Raw genomic sequence first — 18,676 nt, forward strand, 5'->3', positions numbered from 1 at the left:
ATGCTGGAAACAGTTATTGTCGTTCTTCATCTGTTGGGCGCACTGGGTTTGGTAGTGCTGGTTCTGCTGCAACAGGGTAAAGGTGCGGAAGCAGGTGCATCTTTCGGCGCAGGTGCTTCAAATACTGTGTTCGGAAGCCAAGGTTCTGCTACCTTCCTGAGTAAGTTTACTGCTATACTAGCTGCCTCTTTCTTCTTAACTGCTCTTGGGTTAGGATACTTTGCTAAAGAGAAAGCTCATGAGCTGACTCAAGTAGGGTTGCCAGATCCAGCGGTATTAGAAGTTAAGCAAGCCAAACCGGCAGCAGATGATGTACCGGTGCTCCAGGAGCAACAGAAGAACGAAGCCGGCAACACTGGCGATGTTCCTCCTGATCAAGAGCAGAAGTAACGGGTTTCAAAGTAGTATTGCCGAGGTGGTGGAATTGGTAGACACGCAACCTTGAGGTGGTTGTGCCCATAGGGTGTAGGGGTTCGAGTCCCCTTCTCGGTACCATTTGAAGCATGAGAGCCCGCTTTGAGCGGGCTTTCTTGTAGGTGGAGGTTGGATTGACCCTTCCGGGGGTTCGGTCGTATACTTTCGCCCCAGCTTTGTCGCGGGGTGGAGCAGTCTGGTAGCTCGTCGGGCTCATAACCCGAAGGTCGTTGGTTCAAATCCAGCCCCCGCAACCAGTTTCAGCGGAGCCCCTTTTCAAGGGGCTTTTTGTTAGCTGAACAGTTCTCAGCGCCGATGTTCAACGGCGCATTTCATGGATGGGCGCTTGCCCATTTTTTATTTGCACAGCATGCACGAGGGGGTTCAGGTGTCGAGCAAGCTAGAACAGTTGCAGGCCTTGTTGGCCCCGGTGGTCGAGGCGCTCGGCTATCAATGCTGGGGAATCGAGTTCATTTCTCAAGGCAAACATTCGGTACTGCGTATCTATATCGACAAAGAGGGCGGCATTCTGGTCGAAGATTGCGAAGCCGTCAGTCGCCAGATCAGTGGCGTTCTGGATGTTGAAGATCCAATCAGCTCCGAATACACCCTTGAAGTGTCCTCTCCTGGCATGGATCGCCCGCTGTTCACACTTGAACAGTTTGCCTCGCATGCCGGCGAACAAGTGAAGATCAAGCTGCGTACGCCCTTCGAAGGTCGTCGTAACTTTCAAGGCCTGCTCCGCGGTGTGGAGGAACAGGATGTCGTGGTCCAGGTGGACAGTCACGAATTCCTGTTGCCGATCGACTCGATCGACAAGGCCAACATTATTCCCAGTTTTGACTGAGACATGCCGGATCCGCTCCAAAAAAGCGGACCTAATGGCTTGCGAAAGGCGAGGCGTACGATGAGCAAAGAAGTACTGCTGGTTGTTGAGTCGGTATCCAATGAAAAGGGCGTACCGGCCGGCGTGATTTTTGAAGCGCTGGAAGTGGCTCTGGCCACCGCAACTAAAAAACGTTTTGAAGACGAAGTTGACCTGCGTGTGGAAATCAACCGCCACACCGGTAACTACGAAACCTTCCGCCGCTGGACTGTGGTCGAAGACGAAGACCTGGACGATCCTGCGATCGAACTGGCCGTCGACCAGGCCCAGGCGAAAAAACCGGGCGCTGTCGCTGGCGAGATCATCGAAGAGAAGATCGAATCCATCGAGTTCGGCCGTATCGCTGCCCAGACCGCCAAGCAAGTCATTGTGCAGAAGGTTCGCGAGGCAGAACGTGCTCAGGTGGTCGATGCCTATCGTGAGCGTGTAGGTGAAATCATCTCCGGCACGGTCAAGAAAGTTACCCGCGACAACGTCATCGTTGATCTGGGTAACAATGCCGAAGCACTGCTGGCACGTGAAGACATCATTTCTCGCGAGACTTTCCGGGTAGGCGTTCGAGTTCGTGCGCTGCTCAAGGAAATCCGCACTGAGAACCGCGGTCCGCAACTGATCCTGTCGCGTACCGCGCCACAGATGCTGATCGAGCTGTTCCGCATCGAAGTACCGGAAATCGCCGAGGGCCTGATCGAAGTGATGGCTGCTTCGCGTGATCCGGGTTCTCGAGCAAAGATCGCCGTTCGCTCCAAGGACAAACGCATTGACCCACAAGGCGCCTGCATCGGCATGCGCGGCTCCCGGGTTCAAGCGGTTTCCGGAGAGCTGGGTGGTGAGCGCGTGGATATTGTGCTCTGGGACGACAACCCAGCACAGTTCGTCATCAACGCTATGTCGCCGGCTGAAGTCGCGGCGATCATCGTTGACGAAGATGCCCACGCGATGGATATCGCTGTTGCCGCTGACAACCTGGCGCAGGCGATCGGTCGCGGCGGTCAGAACGTTCGCCTGGCCAGTCAACTGACCGGCTGGACCCTGAACGTGATGACCGAATCGGACATCCAGGCCAAGCAGCAAGCGGAAACCGGCGACATCCTGCGCAACTTCATCGAAGAGCTGGAAGTCGACGAAGAACTGGCCCAGGTGCTGGTCGACGAAGGCTTTACCAGCCTCGAAGAAATTGCCTATGTACCGCTGGAAGAAATGCTCAACATCGATGGCTTCGACGAGGAGATCGTCAACGAACTCCGCGCTCGTGCCAAGGACCGTCTGTTGACCAAAGCCATCGCTACCGAGGAAAAACTGGCAGACGCCCATCCGGCCGAAGACCTGCTCTCTCTTGAGGGTATGGACAAGGATCTGGCGGCGGAACTGGCGGTGCGCGGCGTGGTTACCCGCGAAGACCTGGCCGAGCAGTCGATTGACGATCTGCTCGACATCGACGGCATCGACGAAGAGCGTGCCGGCAAGTTGATCATGGCCGCCCGAGCCCACTGGTTCGAGTAAGCAGGCTGGCCTGAGGAGAGAAGTGCATGACGCAAGTCACGGTGAAAGAATTGGCCCAAGAGGTCGCTGCACCGGTAGAGCGCCTGCTGCAGCAGATGCGTGAGGCAGGTCTGCCGCACACCGATGCCGGTCAGCTGGTGAGCGACAGTGAGAAGCAGGCTCTGCTGACCCATTTGAAAAGCAGCCATAAGGCAAAGGTGGAAGAGCCGCGCAAGATTACCTTGCAGCGCAAGACCACCAGCACCCTGCGTGTTGCCGGTAGCAAGAGCATCAGCGTAGAAGTACGCAAGAAGAAAGTTTTCGTACAGCGCAGCCCGGAAGAAGTCCAGGCTGAGCAGAAGCGTGAGCTGGAAGAGCGCCGCGCGGCCGAAAATGCTGTCCGCGAGAAGTCCGAAGCCGAAGCGCGTCAGCGCACCGAGGAAGAGACTCGTCGCCAAGCGCCAGCAGCACCGGCTGCCGCGCCTGTAGCCGCTCCGGTTGCGCAGGCTGAGGCCTCGGCTGCCGTCGAGCCCGCTGCAGCCCCGGCTCCAGCTGCTGACCGCAAGAAAGATGAAAGCCGTCGCAACGACCGTGCCCGTGACGATGATCGTCGCGGTGGCGAGCGTCGCAACGAAGCGCCGCGCGTATCGGTCAAGGTCAAGGAGAAAGAGAAAGCTCCTACTCCTCGCGCCGCTCCACGTACTACCGAGGAAGAAAGCGATGGTTTCCGTCGCGGCGGTCGTGGCAAGTCCAAGCCGAAGAAACGCAACGCTCACGGTTTCCAGAGCCCTACCGGTCCGGTCATCCGCGACGTAAGCATCGGCGAGACCATTACGGTTTCCGACCTTGCACAGCAGATGTCGGTCAAGGGCGCTGAAGTCGTCAAGTTCATGTTCAAGATGGGCACTCCGGTCACCATCAACCAGGTGCTCGATCAGGAGACCGCTCAACTGGTCGCCGAAGAGCTGGGCCACAAGGTCACCCTGGTCAGCGACACTGCCCTGGAAGATTCCCTGGCCGAATCGCTGAAGTTCGAAGGTGAGACCTTTGCCCGTGCGCCGGTCGTGACCGTAATGGGCCACGTTGACCACGGTAAGACCTCGCTGCTCGACTACATCCGTCGTGCCAAGGTTGCTGCTGGCGAAGCCGGTGGTATCACCCAGCACATCGGCGCCTACCACGTGGAAACCGACCGCGGCATGGTCACCTTCCTCGACACCCCTGGTCACGCCGCGTTTACCGCCATGCGTGCCCGTGGTGCCAAGGCGACCGACATCGTGATCCTGGTGGTCGCGGCTGACGACGGTGTGATGCCTCAGACCCGCGAAGCGGTTCAGCACGCCAAGGCTGCTGGTGTTCCACTGGTTGTTGCAGTGAACAAGATCGACAAGCCGGGCGCTGACCTCGATCGCATCCGCAACGAGCTGTCCGTCGAAGGCGTTACCTCCGAGGACTGGGGTGGTGACACTCCATTCGTCAAGGTTTCGGCGAAGATGGGTACCGGTGTTGACGAACTGCTCGAAGCCGTTCTGCTGCAAGCCGAGATCCTCGAGCTCAAAGCCACTCCATCCGCGCCAGGTCGTGGTGTCGTGGTCGAGTCTCGCCTGGACAAGGGCCGTGGCCCGGTAGCGACCGTTCTGGTTCAGGACGGCACCCTGCGTCAAGGCGACATGGTTCTGTGCGGCTCCAACTACGGCCGTGTACGAGCGATGCTCGACGAGAACGGCAAGCCCGTCAAAGAAGCCGGTCCGTCTATCCCGGTCGAGATCCTCGGCCTGGACGGTACCCCGGACGCTGGCGACGAGCTGTCGGTAGTGGCTGACGAGAAGAAAGCCCGCGAAGTTGCACTGTTCCGCCAAGGCAAGTTCCGCGAAGTCAAACTGGCTCGCGCTCATGCTGGCAAGCTGGAAAACATCTTCGAGAACATGGGCCAGGAAGAGAAGAAGACCCTCAACATCGTCCTCAAGGCCGACGTTCGTGGTTCTCTCGAAGCTCTGCAAGGTTCGCTCGGCGGCCTGGGCAACGACGAAGTGCAAGTGCGCGTGATCGGTGGCGGTGTCGGTGGTATCACCGAGAGCGACGCCAACCTGGCACTGGCTTCGAACGCAGTACTGTTCGGCTTCAACGTTCGCGCCGATGCCGGTGCGCGCAAGATCGTCGAGCAGGAAGGTCTGGATATGCGTTACTACAACGTGATCTACGACATCATCGAAGACGTCAAGAAAGCCCTGACCGGTATGCTCGGCAGCGATGTTCGCGAGAACATCCTGGGTATCGCCGAAGTGCGCGACGTGTTCCGTTCGCCGAAGTTCGGCGCCATCGCCGGTTGCATGGTTGTGGAAGGTACGGTTCACCGTAACCGCCCGATCCGTGTACTGCGCGAAGACGTGGTTATCTTCGAAGGCGAGCTGGAATCCCTGCGCCGCTTCAAGGACGATGCGTCCGAAGTACGTGCCGGCATGGAATGCGGTATCGGCGTCAAGAGCTACAACGACGTCAAGGTCGGCGACAAGATCGAAGTCTTCGAGAAAGTCCAGGTGGCTCGTACGCTCTGATTCACGAGCTTGGAAGCGACGGGCGGGTGGCTGTGAAGCCACGCTTGTCGCTGAACGCAACGCCCGGTCCGGCTGATGCCTGGCCGGGCGTTTGCCGCTTTAGTTACAGGTAGCAAGACATGGCAAAAGAATATAGCCGTACCCAACGCATCGGCGATCAAATGCAGCGTGAGCTGGCTCAGTTGATCCGTCGTGAAGTCAAAGACCCGCGCGTCGGCCTGGTGACCATCACCGCCGTCGATGTCAGCCGCGATGTCGGCCATGCCAAGGTGTTCATCACCGTCATGGGCCAGGACAGCGCCGAAGACATCAAGCAGAGTCTGAAAGTCCTGAACTCCGCCTCCGGTTTCCTGCGCATGCAGCTCGGCCGTGAAATGAAGCTGCGCAGCGTGCCGCAACTGCATTTCCACTATGACGAGAGCGTCACCCGCGGCGCCCATCTGTCCGCGCTGATCGAGCGTGCCGTCGCCGAGGACAGCCAGCACCAGAGCACCGACGTTCCGGATAGCAAGGAGTGATCCGTGGCTCAGGTCAAACGTATCCGTCGTAACGTCAGTGGCATCATCCTGCTCGACAAGCCGCTGGGGTTCACCTCCAACGCCGCGTTGCAGAAGGTCCGCTGGCTGCTCAATGCTGAAAAGGCCGGACATACCGGCAGTCTTGATCCGCTGGCTAGTGGCGTATTGCCGCTGTGCTTCGGCGAGGCAACCAAGTTCTCGCAATACCTGCTCGACTCCGACAAGGGCTACGAGACGGTCATGCAACTGGGGCAGACCACCACCACCGGCGATGCCGAGGGTGAAGTCCTGCAGACCCGCGATGTGACCGTTGGTCGCGCCGACATTGAAGCGGTGTTGCCACAATTTCGTGGTCCAATCAGCCAGATACCTCCGATGTACTCGGCCCTCAAGCGTGATGGCCAGCCGTTGTACAAACTGGCGCGTGCAGGTGAAGTAGTGGAGCGTGAAGCACGTTCTGTTACTATTACCCGCTTGGAACTGCTGGAGTGCGAAGGCACCCGGGTTCGTCTCTCGGTCGGTTGCACCAAGGGCACGTATATCCGCACCCTGGTCGAAGATATCGGCGAGGTGTTGGGATGTGGTGCTTATGTCGCCGAACTGCGTCGCACCCATGCCGGACCGTTCGAGCTGGCCCAGACCGTGACCCTCGAAGAGCTCGAGCAGGTTCACGCCGATGGCGGCAATGAAGCGATCGATCGCTTCCTGATGCCTTCGGACAGCGGTTTGCTGGACTGGCCGTTGCTGCAGTTCTCCGAGCACAGTGCGTTTTACTGGCTGCATGGTCAGCCGGTACGTTCGCCGGACGCGCCGAAATTCGGCATGGTCCGCGTACAGGATCACAACGGTCGCTTCATCGGGATCGGTGAAGTGAGCGAAGACGGGCGCATCGCGCCGCGTCGACTGATTCGGTCGGAATGACCGAAACCGTCAGTGTCGGGCTCAGGTTCGGCACGGATGGATTAGAGGGTGGCTGTTAATAGGCATGGTCACACCTCACTTTTATGAATACAGGGAGCAGTCCCTGGCCTATTGGAAGCCTTTACCGGTTTCCCTTGATTTGGAGAAAGCCAGATGGCACTCAGCGTTGAAGAAAAAGCACAGATCGTTGGCGACTACCAGCAAGCTGCTGGTGACACCGGTAGCCCGGAAGTTCAGGTTGCTCTGCTGACCGCCAACATCAACAAGCTGCAAGGCCACTTCAAGGCCAACGGCAAAGACCACCACTCCCGTCGTGGTCTGATCCGCATGGTAAACCAGCGCCGCAAGCTGCTGGACTACCTGAAAGGTAAAGACGCCACTCGTTACAGCGCCCTGATCGGTCGTCTGGGTCTGCGTCGCTAATAGCGGCCTGGCCAGTGGTGTGCGCGGCGTGCTGCGGTCTTCAGCCAAGAGCTTTCGCTCCATGGCTGACGAGCGCGCCGCGCGTATCTATGAGGTTGGCAGTCTGTCTTGCCCGAGCGGTTTTCCGCGACGGCCGGGCAGGCTCCCAACCTTTAGTTTTATCTGGACGGTCAATGGGGCCGATTCCCCGTTCTGCCCAAGAATTCGCAAGAAACCAGTTCCCCCAGAGCCACTAAGATAAGGTAGGAAACCGTGAACCCGGTAATCAAGAAATTTCAGTTCGGTCAGTCGACCGTAACCCTCGAGACTGGCCGTATCGCCCGTCAGGCATCCGGTGCCGTATTGGTCACCGTTGATAATGACGTCACCGTGCTGGTGACCGTGGTTGGCGCCAAGCACGCCGATCCGAGCAAGGGCTTCTTCCCGCTGTCCGTGCATTATCAGGAAAAGACCTACGCCGCCGGCAAGATCCCTGGTGGTTTCTTCAAGCGTGAAGGCCGCCCTTCCGAGAAAGAAACCCTGACTTCGCGTCTGATCGACCGTCCGATCCGTCCGCTGTTCCCAGAAGGCTTCATGAACGAAGTGCAGGTTGTCTGCACCGTCGTTTCCACCAGCAAGAAGACCGATCCGGACATCGCTGCGATGATCGGTACCTCGGCTGCCCTGGCCATCTCCGGCATCCCGTTCGAAGGCCCTATCGGTGCCGCGCGCGTTGCCTTCCACGAGAGCACCGGCTACCTGCTGAACCCGACCTACGAGCAACTGGCTGCCTCCAGCCTGGACATGGTCGTTGCCGGTACTTCCGACGCCGTTCTGATGGTTGAATCGGAAGCCAAAGAGCTGACCGAAGACCAGATGCTGGGCGCCGTGCTGTTTGCCCACGACGAATTCCAGGCAGTCATCCAGGCTGTCAAAGAGCTGGCCGCCGAAGCTGCCAAGCCAACTTGGGACTGGAAACCAGCCGTTGCCAACACCGAACTGCTGAACGCCATCCGCGCTGAGTTCGGCGAAGCCGTTTCCCAGGGCTACACCATCACCGTCAAGGCCGACCGTTACGCTCGTCTGGGCGAACTGCGCGATCAGGCGATCGCCAAGTTCTCCGGTGAAGAAGGTCAGGCTTCGGCTGGCGAAGTCAAAGAAATCTTCGGCGAAATCGAATACCGCACCGTTCGCGAAAACATCGTAAACGGCAAGCCACGTATCGACGGTCGCGACACCAAGACCGTACGTCCGCTGAACATCGAAGTCGGTGTTCTGCCGAAGACTCACGGTTCCGCTCTGTTCACCCGTGGCGAGACCCAGGCGCTGGTTGTTGCGACCCTCGGTACTGCCCGTGACGCACAGCTGCTGGACACCCTCGAAGGCGAGCGTAAAGACCCCTTCATGCTGCACTACAACTTCCCTCCGTTCTCGGTGGGCGAGTGTGGTCGCATGGGCGGTGCTGGTCGTCGTGAAATCGGTCACGGCCGTCTGGCCCGTCGTTCGGTTCAGGCCATGCTGCCAGCCGCCGACGCATTCCCGTACACCATCCGCGTTGTGTCGGAAATCACCGAATCCAACGGTTCCAGCTCGATGGCATCGGTTTGCGGTGCTTCCCTGGCACTGATGGACGCCGGTGTACCGATGAAGGCTCCGGTTGCCGGTATCGCCATGGGTCTGGTTAAAGAAGGCGAGAAGTTCGCCATTCTGACCGACATCCTCGGTGACGAAGACCACCTGGGCGACATGGACTTCAAGGTTGCCGGTACCTCCAAGGGTGTTACCGCGCTGCAGATGGACATCAAGATCAACGGCATCACCGAAGAGATCATGGAGATCGCTCTGGGCCAAGCCCTGGAAGCGCGCCTGAACATCCTCGGTCAGATGAACCAGATCATCGGTCAGTCCCGTAGCGAGCTGTCGGAAAACGCTCCGACCATGATCGCGATGAAGATCGACACCGACAAGATCCGTGACGTCATCGGTAAAGGCGGCGCGACCATCCGTGGTATCTGTGAAGAAACCAAGGCTTCGATCGACATCGAAGACGACGGCTCGATCAAGATCTTCGGCGAAACCAAAGATGCAGCAGAAGCAGCGCGTCAGCGCGTTCTGAGCATCACTGCCGAAGCCGAGATCGGCAAGATCTACGTCGGCAAGGTAGAGCGCATCGTCGACTTCGGCGCCTTCGTCAACATCCTGCCGGGCAAGGACGGTCTGGTTCACATCTCCATGCTGAGCGACGCTCGCGTAGAGAAAGTGACCGACATCCTGAAAGAAGGTCAGGAAGTTGAGGTTCTGGTGCTGGACGTGGACAACCGCGGCCGCATCAAGCTGTCGATCAAAGACGTTGCTGCAGCGAAGGCTTCGGGCGTTTAACTCCCGGCTTTCGAAAAAGGACCCTCCGGGGTCCTTTTTTTATGCGCGCGAATTGATGGGACAACTTGCATCTTGCATGCGCAATAACTCGGCAACTTGCAATTTGCACGATCCCGGTATTTTCGTGTTTACGTAAGTTGCTGTTTTTAAACGATTTTTAAGATATCAAAAACTGGCACAGCGTCTGCAATGTAAGGATTACACCTGCCACCAGGACCTTTCGGTGGCAGATTTCTCGAAAAACAGGAGTGTCTCGTATGAAGAAGTTCGCTATTGCTGCTGCCACCGCTACTGCCCTGACTCTGACCATGGCCAATGTAGCGTTCGCCCAACAGCCAACCACCCAGGCGCCACTGACTCTTGCGGCCGGTGAAGTGACCAAGGCCAAGGAAGCCACTTCCGATACCTGGATCACCACCAAGGTAAAAGCTGATCTGGTTACCGAGAAAGGCATTCCTGGTACCGACATTAAAGTCGAAACCAACAAAGGCGTAGTGTCGCTGTCGTCCGACGTGGCAGTGTCCTCGTCGCAGAAAGACATGGCAGTTGCCATCGCCAAGAAAATCAAAGGCGTACAGGCCGTATCGGCTGATGGCCTGAAAACCAACTGATTGGTTCGTCCCGCTCGCTGATCCTGACGGTTCATGCGACAGCCCAAAAGGATTTGGGCGCACGGAGCCCCGGCAATGCCGGGGCTCTTTTTTGTCGGTCGAAAACTACTCGGCGTCGAGGTGCAGAGGTGAGATCACCCGGCCATCGGACTCGGCCTGGCCCAGGCTGGCATCGACGAAGTAGACCCGCTCGTCTTCCAGCTTGCCCTTGTCCACCAGGTAATCCTTGATGCTGCTGGCCCTTGCCTGGCCGAGCTGACGCAGCAGTACAGCGCTTTCCGCCCAGGTCTTGAGCACGGCATCACGCATCTGGCCGACACGCTGCTCGGTGTCCAGTTGCTCCCATTCCACTGGCGGTTGCTGTTTGAGACGGGTGCGGTAGATGCCTTCGAGCATCGCCGGCTTGTCGCCTTCCGGCACCTGCAGCATCGAAGCCTGGGCCGGGACCTTGTCGCCGCGGCGCTGGAGGATCTTGTAGTAGGTGCTCTGGTATTCACGCTCCAGCCGTTGCTGGGCAATCAACGGGCCGTCGCTGCTCTGGGCGCTGGTGCCTTCGATTTCCAGGCGCAGGGCGGGGCGTTCCTTCAGGGCAGCGGACAGCTTGTCCAGAGCGCCCTGGGCATCAGTGCTCAGATCGCTGGAACCCGGGGCGAAAGCAACGTTGCCGAGGTCTTCCGCACCGCCACCGGCGATCAGCCCACCGATGAATTTGAACGGTGCCTGTGCCGCGCGCAGCACCAGATTGCGCAAGGTCTGCCAAACGATCGGCATGACGCTGAACTGCGGGTTGTTCAGGTCCCCGGTCACCGGCAATTCGATGGAAATCTTGCCCTCGGTGTCCTTGAGCAGTGCCACCGCCAGGCGGATCGGCAGGTCCACGGCGTCCGGGCTGTCGACCTTCTCGCCCAGTTGCAACTGCTCCACCACCACCTTGTTCTCGGCCTTGAGCTGGCCGTTGGTAATCACATAGTGCAGGTCGAGATTCAGCCGGCCCTTGCGGATGCGGAAGCCGGCGAACTTGCCGGAGTAGGGCGTCAGTGTGGTCAGCTCGACCCGGCGGAAGCTGGTGGCGATATCCAGGCTCGCCATCGGGTTGAACGGGTTGAGCGCGCCTTTGATGATCACCGGCGCGTAACGGTCGACCTTGCCTTTGACGTCGACCTTGGCCGGTTTCGGCTGGCGATTGTCGATGGTGCCGATCTGGCCGTTGAGCTGCTGGACCGCCGTGGCGAAGTTGGGCGTGAGGCTGAAGTCGGCGAAGTTGGCCGAGCCGTCGTTGATGTCGATCTGACCAATATGCACGCCCAGAGGCTTGTCGTTTCCTGGTGCGGCCTTTGCCTGGTTTTTCGCGCCGCTGTCGGCGGGCTGCGGAATCAGCAAATCGTCGACGTTGGTGGTGCGGTCTTCGTTGATCATGAAACGCGCGTAGGGCTGGAGCAGATTCACCTTGGCGATGCTCAGGGCATCACCGTGGCGGTATTCGATGCCGTCCAGATCGAGTTGCTGCCATTTGACGAAGTCGCGGTTCTTGATGGTGTCCAGGGTATGCAACTGGTTGACCCGCGCCTTGCCCGCAATGGCAAAGGCCAGCGGCTCGGTGCTCTTGAGGTCGACATTAAGGTCGCTGCCGAGCATGCCGCTACGCAGTTCGAGGCGAATGAACGGGCTGATGTAGGCCTGGGCAATACGCAGGTCGATGTCTTGGGTGCTGACCTTGAGCTTTGCCGTGACCGGCGCCAGGTTGACCTCGCCGGACGCCTGCAGCTTGCCCTGCTTGCCGACGCCGCTGTCGAGCTTGAGGGTAAAGGGCGATTTGTTCAGGCTGTCGAAATTCTGCAGGTCCAGGTTGATCGGGCCGACATCCAGGGCAACCGCTTCCTTTTGTGTGCGATCGGCCAGATGCACCTGATAGTTGCGCAACTGGGTGTCGCGCAGCAGCACTTGCCATGGCTTGCTGGGCGCGTCCTGCGCGGCTTTTTCTTTGGCCGAAGGCTCAGCGGTGGCCGGCTCGGCTTTTTCCTCGGGCGTGGCCTTGGCCGGTTGGCTGGCGAACAGTTTCTGCCAGTCCAGTTGCCCGTCGGCCTCAAGGGCTGCCCAGGTTTCCAGTTGTTCGCTGCGGATCTTGCCGACGGTCACCAACTGTTTGGCCAGGTCGACCGAGCTTTCCGTCACGTCCAGTTTGGCCAGACGCACCAGCGGCCGGCCATCGGGAGCCTTGATCGCGAAGGACGCGATACTCAGCGCGGTGTTGTCCAGCAGGAGTTCGGTTTCCTTGGCCAGGCTGATGCTGTAGTCGCTCTGCAGGTTGTACACACCGTTTTCCAGCACCAGCGGAACGGCGTCACGCACATAAGGCCAGAACGCCTTCATTTTTCCGTCGGTGATTTTCAGTGTGCCCTTGGAAGCGATCGGCGACAGGCTGAAGGTGCCGCTCCAGTCGATGCGCCCACCGTTCGGGCCGGCCGCCACCAGGGTCATGTCGGTGTTGTCGTCGGGCAGGGTGCTGAGGTTTTTCAGCTCCAGGTTCATTGCGTCGTAAAGGAACTCGATCGGCTCGCTTGGGCGGTCATCCTGGAAGTGCAGGTAGCCGTCGCTCAGGCGGATGCTGCCGATGCGCAGCGGAAACGGATCGCTGGCCGGCGCTTCGGGTTTCGCCTCGCTTGGCGGGAGTTTGAACAGTTGGGTCAGGTTCAGGCTGCCGTCCTTGGCGAACAGCAGCTCGGTGCGCGGTTTGACCAGTTCGACGCTGTCCAGGTGCAGGGCGCCGCTCCACAGGCTGTCCAGTTGCAGATTGGCGTACAGGCGTTCGAAGCCGACCTGTTCCTTGCCCGGTTCACCGATCTGCAGGCCCCAGACCGTCAGCTCCAGGCTGAACGGATTGAGTTCGATGCGCTGCAACTGTGCCGGTACGGTGGCGTACTGGGCCAGTTGTTGATTGGCAATACGAAGGGCGATGCCGGGAAGGATGAAGAAGCCAAGAAGGCTGTACAAGGCCAGGGCGGCCAGCAGGGCGCCGAGGGCGCGGGTCAATCCTTTGGACATGTGCGGCATCTGCGTAGGAAGCGGGACGCTTAGAGTATGGCACGTTAATCGAGTTCCGGCGGTTGCCGGGAAAACCCGACAACCCACGGTCCGTGCGACCTACAGATGCAGCACCAGGGTCTTCAGCGGCGGGCGGCCATCTTGCGACGGGAAGTCCGCGGCCGGGCTGATCACCTGCCACTCGCGCACCGGGCGACCGGCTTTCTCCGCGCAGCGCAGCACCTGTTCGCGCCAGTCGTCCATGTCGACCCGGGCCAGGTTGTTGTTGCAGATCAGCACACCGTCTTCGGCGGTGGTCAGCAAGGCCGGTTTGAGCAGGCTTTGGTAATCGCGCAGCAGGTCAACCGTGCCGAACGCGCTTTTGGCCCAGGCCGGCGGATCGAGAAATACCAGGTCGAACTGCCGGGCTTCCAGGCGCACATAGGACGGCAGCTTCTGCCCGCGCCGCTGACTGATGGGCAGCCCGGCCAGTTGGCGGATTGCCGGGAAGTAGTCGGACTGGATGAAGTCCATCGGTGCCAGTTGCGGGTTGAGCGCACCGTTCTCGCGACCGACAGCCAGGTTGCCTTCGGCGAAATCGAGGTTGCACACCTCGCTGGCACCGCCGGCTGCCGCGCTCAGGCCGACGCCACAGGTATAGGAAAAGAGATTGAGCACACTTTTGCCGGCGCTGTGCTGCTTGACCCAGCCACGGGCATTGCGCAGGTCGAGGAACAGCAGGGGATCCTGCCCGGCATGACGGCCGCGCACTCGGTAATTCAGCCCCCACTCATGGCCGACAGTGTCCGCCAACGCTTCCTCGGTCGCCTGGTACACCGTGTCCTGACGGTCGATGCGGCTGTTGCCCCGCGAGCGGTCGTTGTAGACCAGTTGCAGCGGTTGTCCAACGCTTTGCTCGATGCTGGCGTGCAGGTCCAGCAGGGCGTCGCGTTCCAGTGTCTGGTGAAAGCTCTGCACCATGAGTTGCGGGCCGTAGCGGTCGGCGGTCAGGCCGGGCACGCCTTCCTGGCTGCCATGGAACAGGCGGTAACAGTCGGTGCCCTGGGCATGCAGTTCAGCGAGAAGGGGTTGGCGGCTATCGAGGGCGGCGCGCAGCGCCTGATTCAAGGAGGACATGCACGTGGCCTTGGTTGCGGGCGTGCAGTTTACCGTCGGGGCGGAGGAGGGGCCAGCGCGGCCCCTCCCGTGTCGATCAGCGTTCGATTGCCAGGGCAACGCCCTGGCCGCCGCCGATGCACAGGGTCGCCAGACCTTTTTTCGCATCGCGCTTGATCATTTCGTGGAGCAGGGTGACCAGCACGCGGCAGCCCGACGCGCCGATCGGGTGGCCGATGGCGATGGGGCCACCATTGACGTTGACCTTGCTCGCATCCCAACCGAGCTCCTTGCCCACCGACAGGGCCTGGGCGGCGAAGGCTTCGTTGGCTTCGATCAGGTCGAGCTGGTCAAGGGTCCAGCCGGCCTTGTCCAGGCAGCGACGGGTAGCACTGACCGGGCCGATGCCCATGATCGCCGGGTCGACGCCGGCATTGGCGTAGGCCTTGATCCGCGCCAGCACTGGCAGCTCCAGTTCTTGCGCCTTGGCCGCGCTCATCAGCATCACGGCGGCGGCGCCGTCATTGAGCGACGAAGCGTTGCCGGCGGTAACGCTGCCGTCTTTCTTGAAGGCTGGCTTGAGCTTGCCGAGGGATTCGGCGGTGGTGCCGGCCCGGGGCTGTTCGTCGGTGACGAAGGTGATCGGGTCGCCCTTGCGCTGGGGGATCAGGATCGGGGTGATTTCGTCGACGAAGCGCTTGGCTTCGATGGCGGCCGCAGCTTTCTGCTGGGAAGCGGCGGCGAAGGCATCCTGTTCTTCACGGCTGATGCCGTACTTCTCCACCAGGTTCTCGGCGGTGATACCCATGTGGTAATCGTTGAAGGCGTCCCACAGGCCGTCGCTGATCATGGTGTCGACCAGGCTGGCGTGGCCCATGCGCAGACCGGTGCGGGCGCCGGGCATGACGTAGTTGGACAGGCTCATGTTTTCCTGGCCGCCGGCGATGATGATGTCGGCGTCGCCGCAGCGGATGGCCTGGGCGGCGAGGTGCAGCGCCTTGAGGCCGGAGCCGCAGACCTTGTTCAGGGTCAGGGCCGGAACAGCGTGAGGCAGGCCGGCCTTGATCGCGGCCTGGCGTGCCGGGTTTTGTCCGGCGCCGGCGGTCAGTACCTGGCCAAGAATGACTTCGTCGACGAGCTCGCCGTCCAGACCGGTCTGGGCCAGCAACTGGCGGATCACGGCGGCGCCCAGATCAACGGCTGGAATGTTGGCCAGCGCGCCCTGGAAACTGCCGACAGCAGTACGGGTGGCGGCGACGATTACGACATCTTGCATGCGCGGGTCCTCATTGTTGTTGGATTTGGCGTGGGAACGCTGAAGCTTCTGTGGCTTCGATCGGGCGACATAGTGGCATAGATGGCGGTGGATTGGAGATGTCCGCTGCCGAGGCCCTCAAGCGTAGCGCCGGGCTTAACTGATCCCCATTCGCCGTCGTGCCCGGTGCGCCGATCCATCGCGCATCGCCCAGCGCAGCACCGGGGCCACCGTATTGATGCCCAGTCCGACCGCTCGCTGTTTCAGCGCTCCTTGCCTGAGCGAGAGCATGTCCGCGGCCCAGTCCGGCAGCAGCCCAATTCCGGCCTGCATCATCAGGCTGCCGACCGGCTTGGCCAGGCGGCTCGGCGCCGGGGCGTCGAGCAGGACACGGAGCACTTCGCGGCTGCGTTCATCACACTGGAGTTGCGGGCGCATGCGCCGCAGGTAGTCCGCGACCTCCTGGCGGGAACGCGGTACGTCGCGAGCACCGAGGCGTTCGGCGATCAGCGCTATTTCGGTGTAATAGGCGTCCTGCGCGGCGTCGCTCAAGTGCGGGTTGCGGTAGCGCAGGTGAGCGGCGAGGAAGCTGCTCACTTCGGCGACATGCACCCAGGTCAGCAGGCCCGGGTCACTGGCAGCATAAGGGCGACCATCCGCAGCGGTGCCGACGACCTGCAGGTGGATGGTGCGGACCCGCTCGATCAGCCAGTTGGCGTCGCGGGTCGAGCCGAAGGTGGTGCCGGAGATGAACTGGCTGGTGCGGCGCAGACGGCCGAGCATGTCCTCGCGGAAGTTGGAGTGGTCCCACACCCCGGCCAGCGCCAGCGGGTGCAGGACCTGCAGCATCAGGGCGCTGATGCCACCGACCAGCATGCTGGGAAAGTCGCCCTGCACTTGCCAGCACACGCTTTGCGGGCCGAACAGGCCGGGGTCGCCCTTGGGGTTTTCAAGGTCGAGCTGGCCGAGGGCGAGACCGGTGAGGCTCATGACTTGGGTTTCGATACGGCGGCGAAGGGGTTCCATGGGGGCCTTGATGTCGGTTTCCGAAGCGTTGGGGGCGCTGTGCAACGTTATCGCGAGCAAGCCCCCAATCCTGGCAAACGTTCTATCAGGTATTCAGCCGCTTATCGATCAACCCCTGCACCACGCTCGGGTCGGCCAGGGTCGAGGTGTCGCCGAGGTTGTCCAGCTCGTTGCAGGCGATCTTGCGCAGGATCCGCCGCATGATCTTGCCCGAGCGGGTCTTGGGCAATGCCGGCGCCCACTGGATCAGCTCCGGTTTGGCGAAGCTGCCGATTTCCTTGCTGACCAGCGCCAGCAGCTCTTTTTTCAGCGCGTCGTCTGGCTCGACGCCATTCATCGGGGTGACGAAGGCGTAGATGCCCTGGCCCTTGAGGTCGTGGGGATAACCGACGACGGCTGCTTCGGCGATGCTGTCGTGCAGCACCAGCGCGCTTTCAACTTCAGCGGTGCCGATGCGGTGGCCGGACACATTGATCACGTCGTCGATGCGCCCGGTTATCCACAGGTCGCCCTGTTCGTCGCGGCGGGCGCCGTCGCCGGTGAAGTAATAACCGGGGAAGGGTTTGAAGTAGGTGTCGATCATCCGCTGGTGATCGCCGTAGACGCTGCGGATCTGCGCCGGCCAACTGGCCTTGATCGCCAGAATGCCGGCGCCGGGGCCTTCGATGACCTGGCCTTTCTCGTCCAGCAGCACCGGCTGGACGCCGAACATCGGCTTGGTCGCGCAGCCGGGCTTGATGTGTCGGGCGCTGACCAGCGGGGTCAGCATTGTGGCGCCGGTTTCGGTCTGCCACCAGGTGTCGACGATGGGACAGCGCTGCTCGCCGACGACGTTGAAGTACCACTCCCAGGCTTCCGGGTTGATCGGTTCGCCGACGCTGCCGAGCAGGCGCAGGCTCTTGCGCGACGTGTTTTTCAGTGGGCCTTCGCCTTCGCGCATCAGGGCGCGCAGGGCAGTGGGCGCGGTGTAGAAGATGTTCACCTTGTGTTTGTCCACGACCTGCCAGAAGCGCGAGGCGTCCGGGTAGTTCGGCACGCCTTCGAACATCACGCTGGTGGCGCCGTTGGCCAGCGGCCCGTAGACGATATAGCTGTGGCCAGTCACCCAGCCGACGTCGGCGCTGCACCAGAAAACTTCGCCTTCACGGTAGTCGAACACCACCTTGAAGGTCATGGTGGCCTGCAGCAGATAACCGGCAGTGCTGTGCAGCACGCCCTTGGGTTTGCCGGTGCTGCCGGAGGTGTAGAGGATGAACAGCGGGTCTTCGGCGTCCATCGGTTCGGGCGGGCAGTCGTCGCTGACCTGGGCGATGGCATCGTGGTACCAAAGGTCGCGTTTGTCGTTCCATTCGACTTTGCCACCGGTACGCTTGACCACCACCACGCTGCTTACGTTCGGGCAGCTTGTCAGGGCCTTGTCGACGTTCTGCTTGAGGGCGACGGTCTTGCCGCCGCGTACGCCTTCATCGGCGGTGATCACCGTCCGGCAGTCGGCATCGAGGATGCGGTCGCGCAGGGCATCGGGGGAAAAGCCGCCGAACACCACCGAGTGAATCGCGCCGATGCGCGTGCAGGCGAGCATGGCGAAAGCCGCCTCCGGGATCATCGGCATGTAGATGCACACCCGGTCGCCTTTTTTCACTCCGCGCTGCTTGAGTACGTTGGCCAGCCGACAGACTTGCTGGTGCACCTGGCGATAGCTGAGGGTGGCGGAACGGCTCGGGTCGTCGCCCTCCCAGATGATCGCTGGGTGGTCGCCGGGTTTGGCCAGGTGACGGTCGAGGCAGTTGTAGCTGACGTTGAGTTTCGCGTCCTTGAACCAGACGGCTTTGCCGGTGCGGATGTCGCACTCCTGGATCGCGCTCCAGGGGCTGATCCAGTCCAGGCGTTTGGCCTGCTCGGTCCAGAATTGATCGGGCTGTTCTATCGATTGGCGGTAGAGGCGTTCGTAGTCGGCCTGGCTGATTTCGGCGGCGCGACTGACGGCGTCGGCTTTGGGGAAGGTACTGATCTCGAACATGGCACAACCTGTCCTGTTGTTATGGGACGGCGTTACCTTCATCAGCGGCGACGCTCCTGCTGCACGCGGG

At 60.9% G+C, this 18,676-nt stretch carries 14 protein-coding genes and 2 tRNA genes; 11 read left to right on the forward strand and 5 right to left on the reverse strand.

Annotated elements, in window-relative coordinates; translation table 11 throughout:
• The 11 genes from secG to HWV67_RS16115 all read left to right on the forward strand — a co-directional run bounded on the left by secG (nt 1) and on the right by HWV67_RS16115 (nt 10,168).
• On the forward strand, nt 1–390 hold the full coding sequence (secG, locus tag HWV67_RS16065) for a preprotein translocase subunit SecG (protein WP_175651987.1): 390 nt from the start codon (nt 1–3) through the stop codon (nt 388–390).
• A gap of 19 nt (nt 391–409) precedes the next feature.
• Nucleotides 410–495, forward strand: a tRNA-Leu gene (locus HWV67_RS16070).
• Nucleotides 496–594: 99 nt separating this feature from the next.
• A tRNA-Met gene (locus HWV67_RS16075) sits at nt 595–671 on the forward strand.
• Between the two features lie 131 nt (nt 672–802).
• Nucleotides 803–1,261 (forward strand): ribosome maturation factor RimP, encoded by a 459-nt coding sequence (rimP, locus tag HWV67_RS16080; protein ID WP_157969672.1) that lies wholly within the window; start codon nt 803–805, stop codon nt 1,259–1,261.
• 60 nt (nt 1,262–1,321) lie between these two features.
• A complete protein-coding gene (nusA, locus tag HWV67_RS16085) occupies nt 1,322–2,803 on the forward strand; it encodes a transcription termination factor NusA (RefSeq protein WP_095159739.1) in 1,482 nt (493 codons plus the stop codon).
• Between the two features lie 26 nt (nt 2,804–2,829).
• A complete protein-coding gene (gene infB / locus HWV67_RS16090; RefSeq protein WP_110968914.1) occupies nt 2,830–5,337 on the forward strand; it encodes a translation initiation factor IF-2 in 2,508 nt (835 codons plus the stop codon).
• Between the two features lie 119 nt (nt 5,338–5,456).
• Nucleotides 5,457–5,855, forward strand: coding sequence for a 30S ribosome-binding factor RbfA (gene rbfA / locus HWV67_RS16095; RefSeq protein ID WP_095159741.1), 399 nt, complete (start codon nt 5,457–5,459; stop codon nt 5,853–5,855).
• Nucleotides 5,856–5,858: 3 nt separating this feature from the next.
• Complete coding sequence (gene truB / locus HWV67_RS16100; RefSeq protein WP_175651988.1) at nt 5,859–6,776, forward strand: tRNA pseudouridine(55) synthase TruB; 918 nt, start codon at nt 5,859–5,861, stop codon at nt 6,774–6,776.
• A 153-nt stretch (nt 6,777–6,929) separates the two neighbouring features.
• Complete coding sequence (gene rpsO, locus HWV67_RS16105) at nt 6,930–7,199, forward strand: 30S ribosomal protein S15 (protein ID WP_095159743.1); 270 nt, start codon at nt 6,930–6,932, stop codon at nt 7,197–7,199.
• A gap of 252 nt (nt 7,200–7,451) precedes the next feature.
• Nucleotides 7,452–9,557, forward strand: coding sequence for a polyribonucleotide nucleotidyltransferase (gene pnp / locus HWV67_RS16110; RefSeq protein WP_095159744.1), 2,106 nt, complete (start codon nt 7,452–7,454; stop codon nt 9,555–9,557).
• A gap of 257 nt (nt 9,558–9,814) precedes the next feature.
• A complete protein-coding gene (locus HWV67_RS16115) occupies nt 9,815–10,168 on the forward strand; it encodes a BON domain-containing protein (protein WP_095159745.1) in 354 nt (117 codons plus the stop codon).
• A 105-nt stretch (nt 10,169–10,273) separates the two neighbouring features.
• Here the strand turns inward: HWV67_RS16115 and HWV67_RS16120 are convergent, their stop codons facing one another.
• The 5 genes from HWV67_RS16120 to acs form a co-directional block, all read right to left on the reverse strand.
• Entirely contained in the window at nt 10,274–13,210 is a 2,937-nt protein-coding gene (locus HWV67_RS16120; RefSeq protein ID WP_175651989.1) for a DUF748 domain-containing protein, read from the reverse strand.
• Between the two features lie 99 nt (nt 13,211–13,309).
• Complete coding sequence (locus HWV67_RS16125) at nt 13,310–14,326, reverse strand: class I SAM-dependent rRNA methyltransferase (RefSeq protein WP_175651990.1); 1,017 nt, start codon at nt 14,324–14,326, stop codon at nt 13,310–13,312.
• A gap of 76 nt (nt 14,327–14,402) precedes the next feature.
• Nucleotides 14,403–15,581 carry an acetyl-CoA C-acetyltransferase gene (locus HWV67_RS16130; RefSeq protein ID WP_175651991.1) on the reverse strand — a complete coding sequence of 393 codons (1,179 nt, stop codon included), beginning with the start codon at nt 15,579–15,581 and terminating at the stop codon, nt 14,403–14,405.
• Nucleotides 15,582–15,716: 135 nt separating this feature from the next.
• On the reverse strand, nt 15,717–16,586 hold the full coding sequence (locus HWV67_RS16135) for an oxygenase MpaB family protein (RefSeq protein ID WP_175652459.1): 870 nt from the start codon (nt 16,584–16,586) through the stop codon (nt 15,717–15,719).
• An 85-nt stretch (nt 16,587–16,671) separates the two neighbouring features.
• A complete protein-coding gene (gene acs, locus HWV67_RS16140; RefSeq protein WP_175651992.1) occupies nt 16,672–18,606 on the reverse strand; it encodes an acetate--CoA ligase in 1,935 nt (644 codons plus the stop codon).
• Between the last annotated feature and the right edge of the window lie 70 nt (nt 18,607–18,676).

The sequence above is a fragment of the Pseudomonas sp. Marseille-P9899 genome (assembly GCF_903166565.1).
Lineage (GTDB): Bacteria > Pseudomonadota > Gammaproteobacteria > Pseudomonadales > Pseudomonadaceae > Aquipseudomonas > Aquipseudomonas huaxiensis.

What these genes read in the sequence shown, in the direction of transcription:
- rpsO (WP_095159743.1), top strand. Translation starts at nt 6,930, where the DNA reads ATGGCACTCAGCGTTGAAGAAAAAGCACAGATCGTTGGCGACTACCAG.
- secG (WP_175651987.1), top strand. Translation starts at nt 1, where the DNA reads ATGCTGGAAACAGTTATTGTCGTTCTTCATCTGTTGGGCGCACTGGGT.
- acs (WP_175651992.1), bottom strand. Translation starts at nt 18,606, where the DNA reads ATGTTCGAGATCAGTACCTTCCCCAAAGCCGACGCCGTCAGTCGCGCC.
- HWV67_RS16115 (WP_095159745.1), top strand. Translation starts at nt 9,815, where the DNA reads ATGAAGAAGTTCGCTATTGCTGCTGCCACCGCTACTGCCCTGACTCTG.
- HWV67_RS16130 (WP_175651991.1), bottom strand. Translation starts at nt 15,581, where the DNA reads ATGCAAGATGTCGTAATCGTCGCCGCCACCCGTACTGCTGTCGGCAGT.
- rbfA (WP_095159741.1), top strand. Translation starts at nt 5,457, where the DNA reads ATGGCAAAAGAATATAGCCGTACCCAACGCATCGGCGATCAAATGCAG.
- nusA (WP_095159739.1), top strand. Translation starts at nt 1,322, where the DNA reads ATGAGCAAAGAAGTACTGCTGGTTGTTGAGTCGGTATCCAATGAAAAG.
- HWV67_RS16125 (WP_175651990.1), bottom strand. Translation starts at nt 14,326, where the DNA reads ATGTCCTCCTTGAATCAGGCGCTGCGCGCCGCCCTCGATAGCCGCCAA.
- infB (WP_110968914.1), top strand. Translation starts at nt 2,830, where the DNA reads ATGACGCAAGTCACGGTGAAAGAATTGGCCCAAGAGGTCGCTGCACCG.
- HWV67_RS16120 (WP_175651989.1), bottom strand. Translation starts at nt 13,210, where the DNA reads ATGTCCAAAGGATTGACCCGCGCCCTCGGCGCCCTGCTGGCCGCCCTG.
- HWV67_RS16135 (WP_175652459.1), bottom strand. Translation starts at nt 16,586, where the DNA reads ATGGAACCCCTTCGCCGCCGTATCGAAACCCAAGTCATGAGCCTCACC.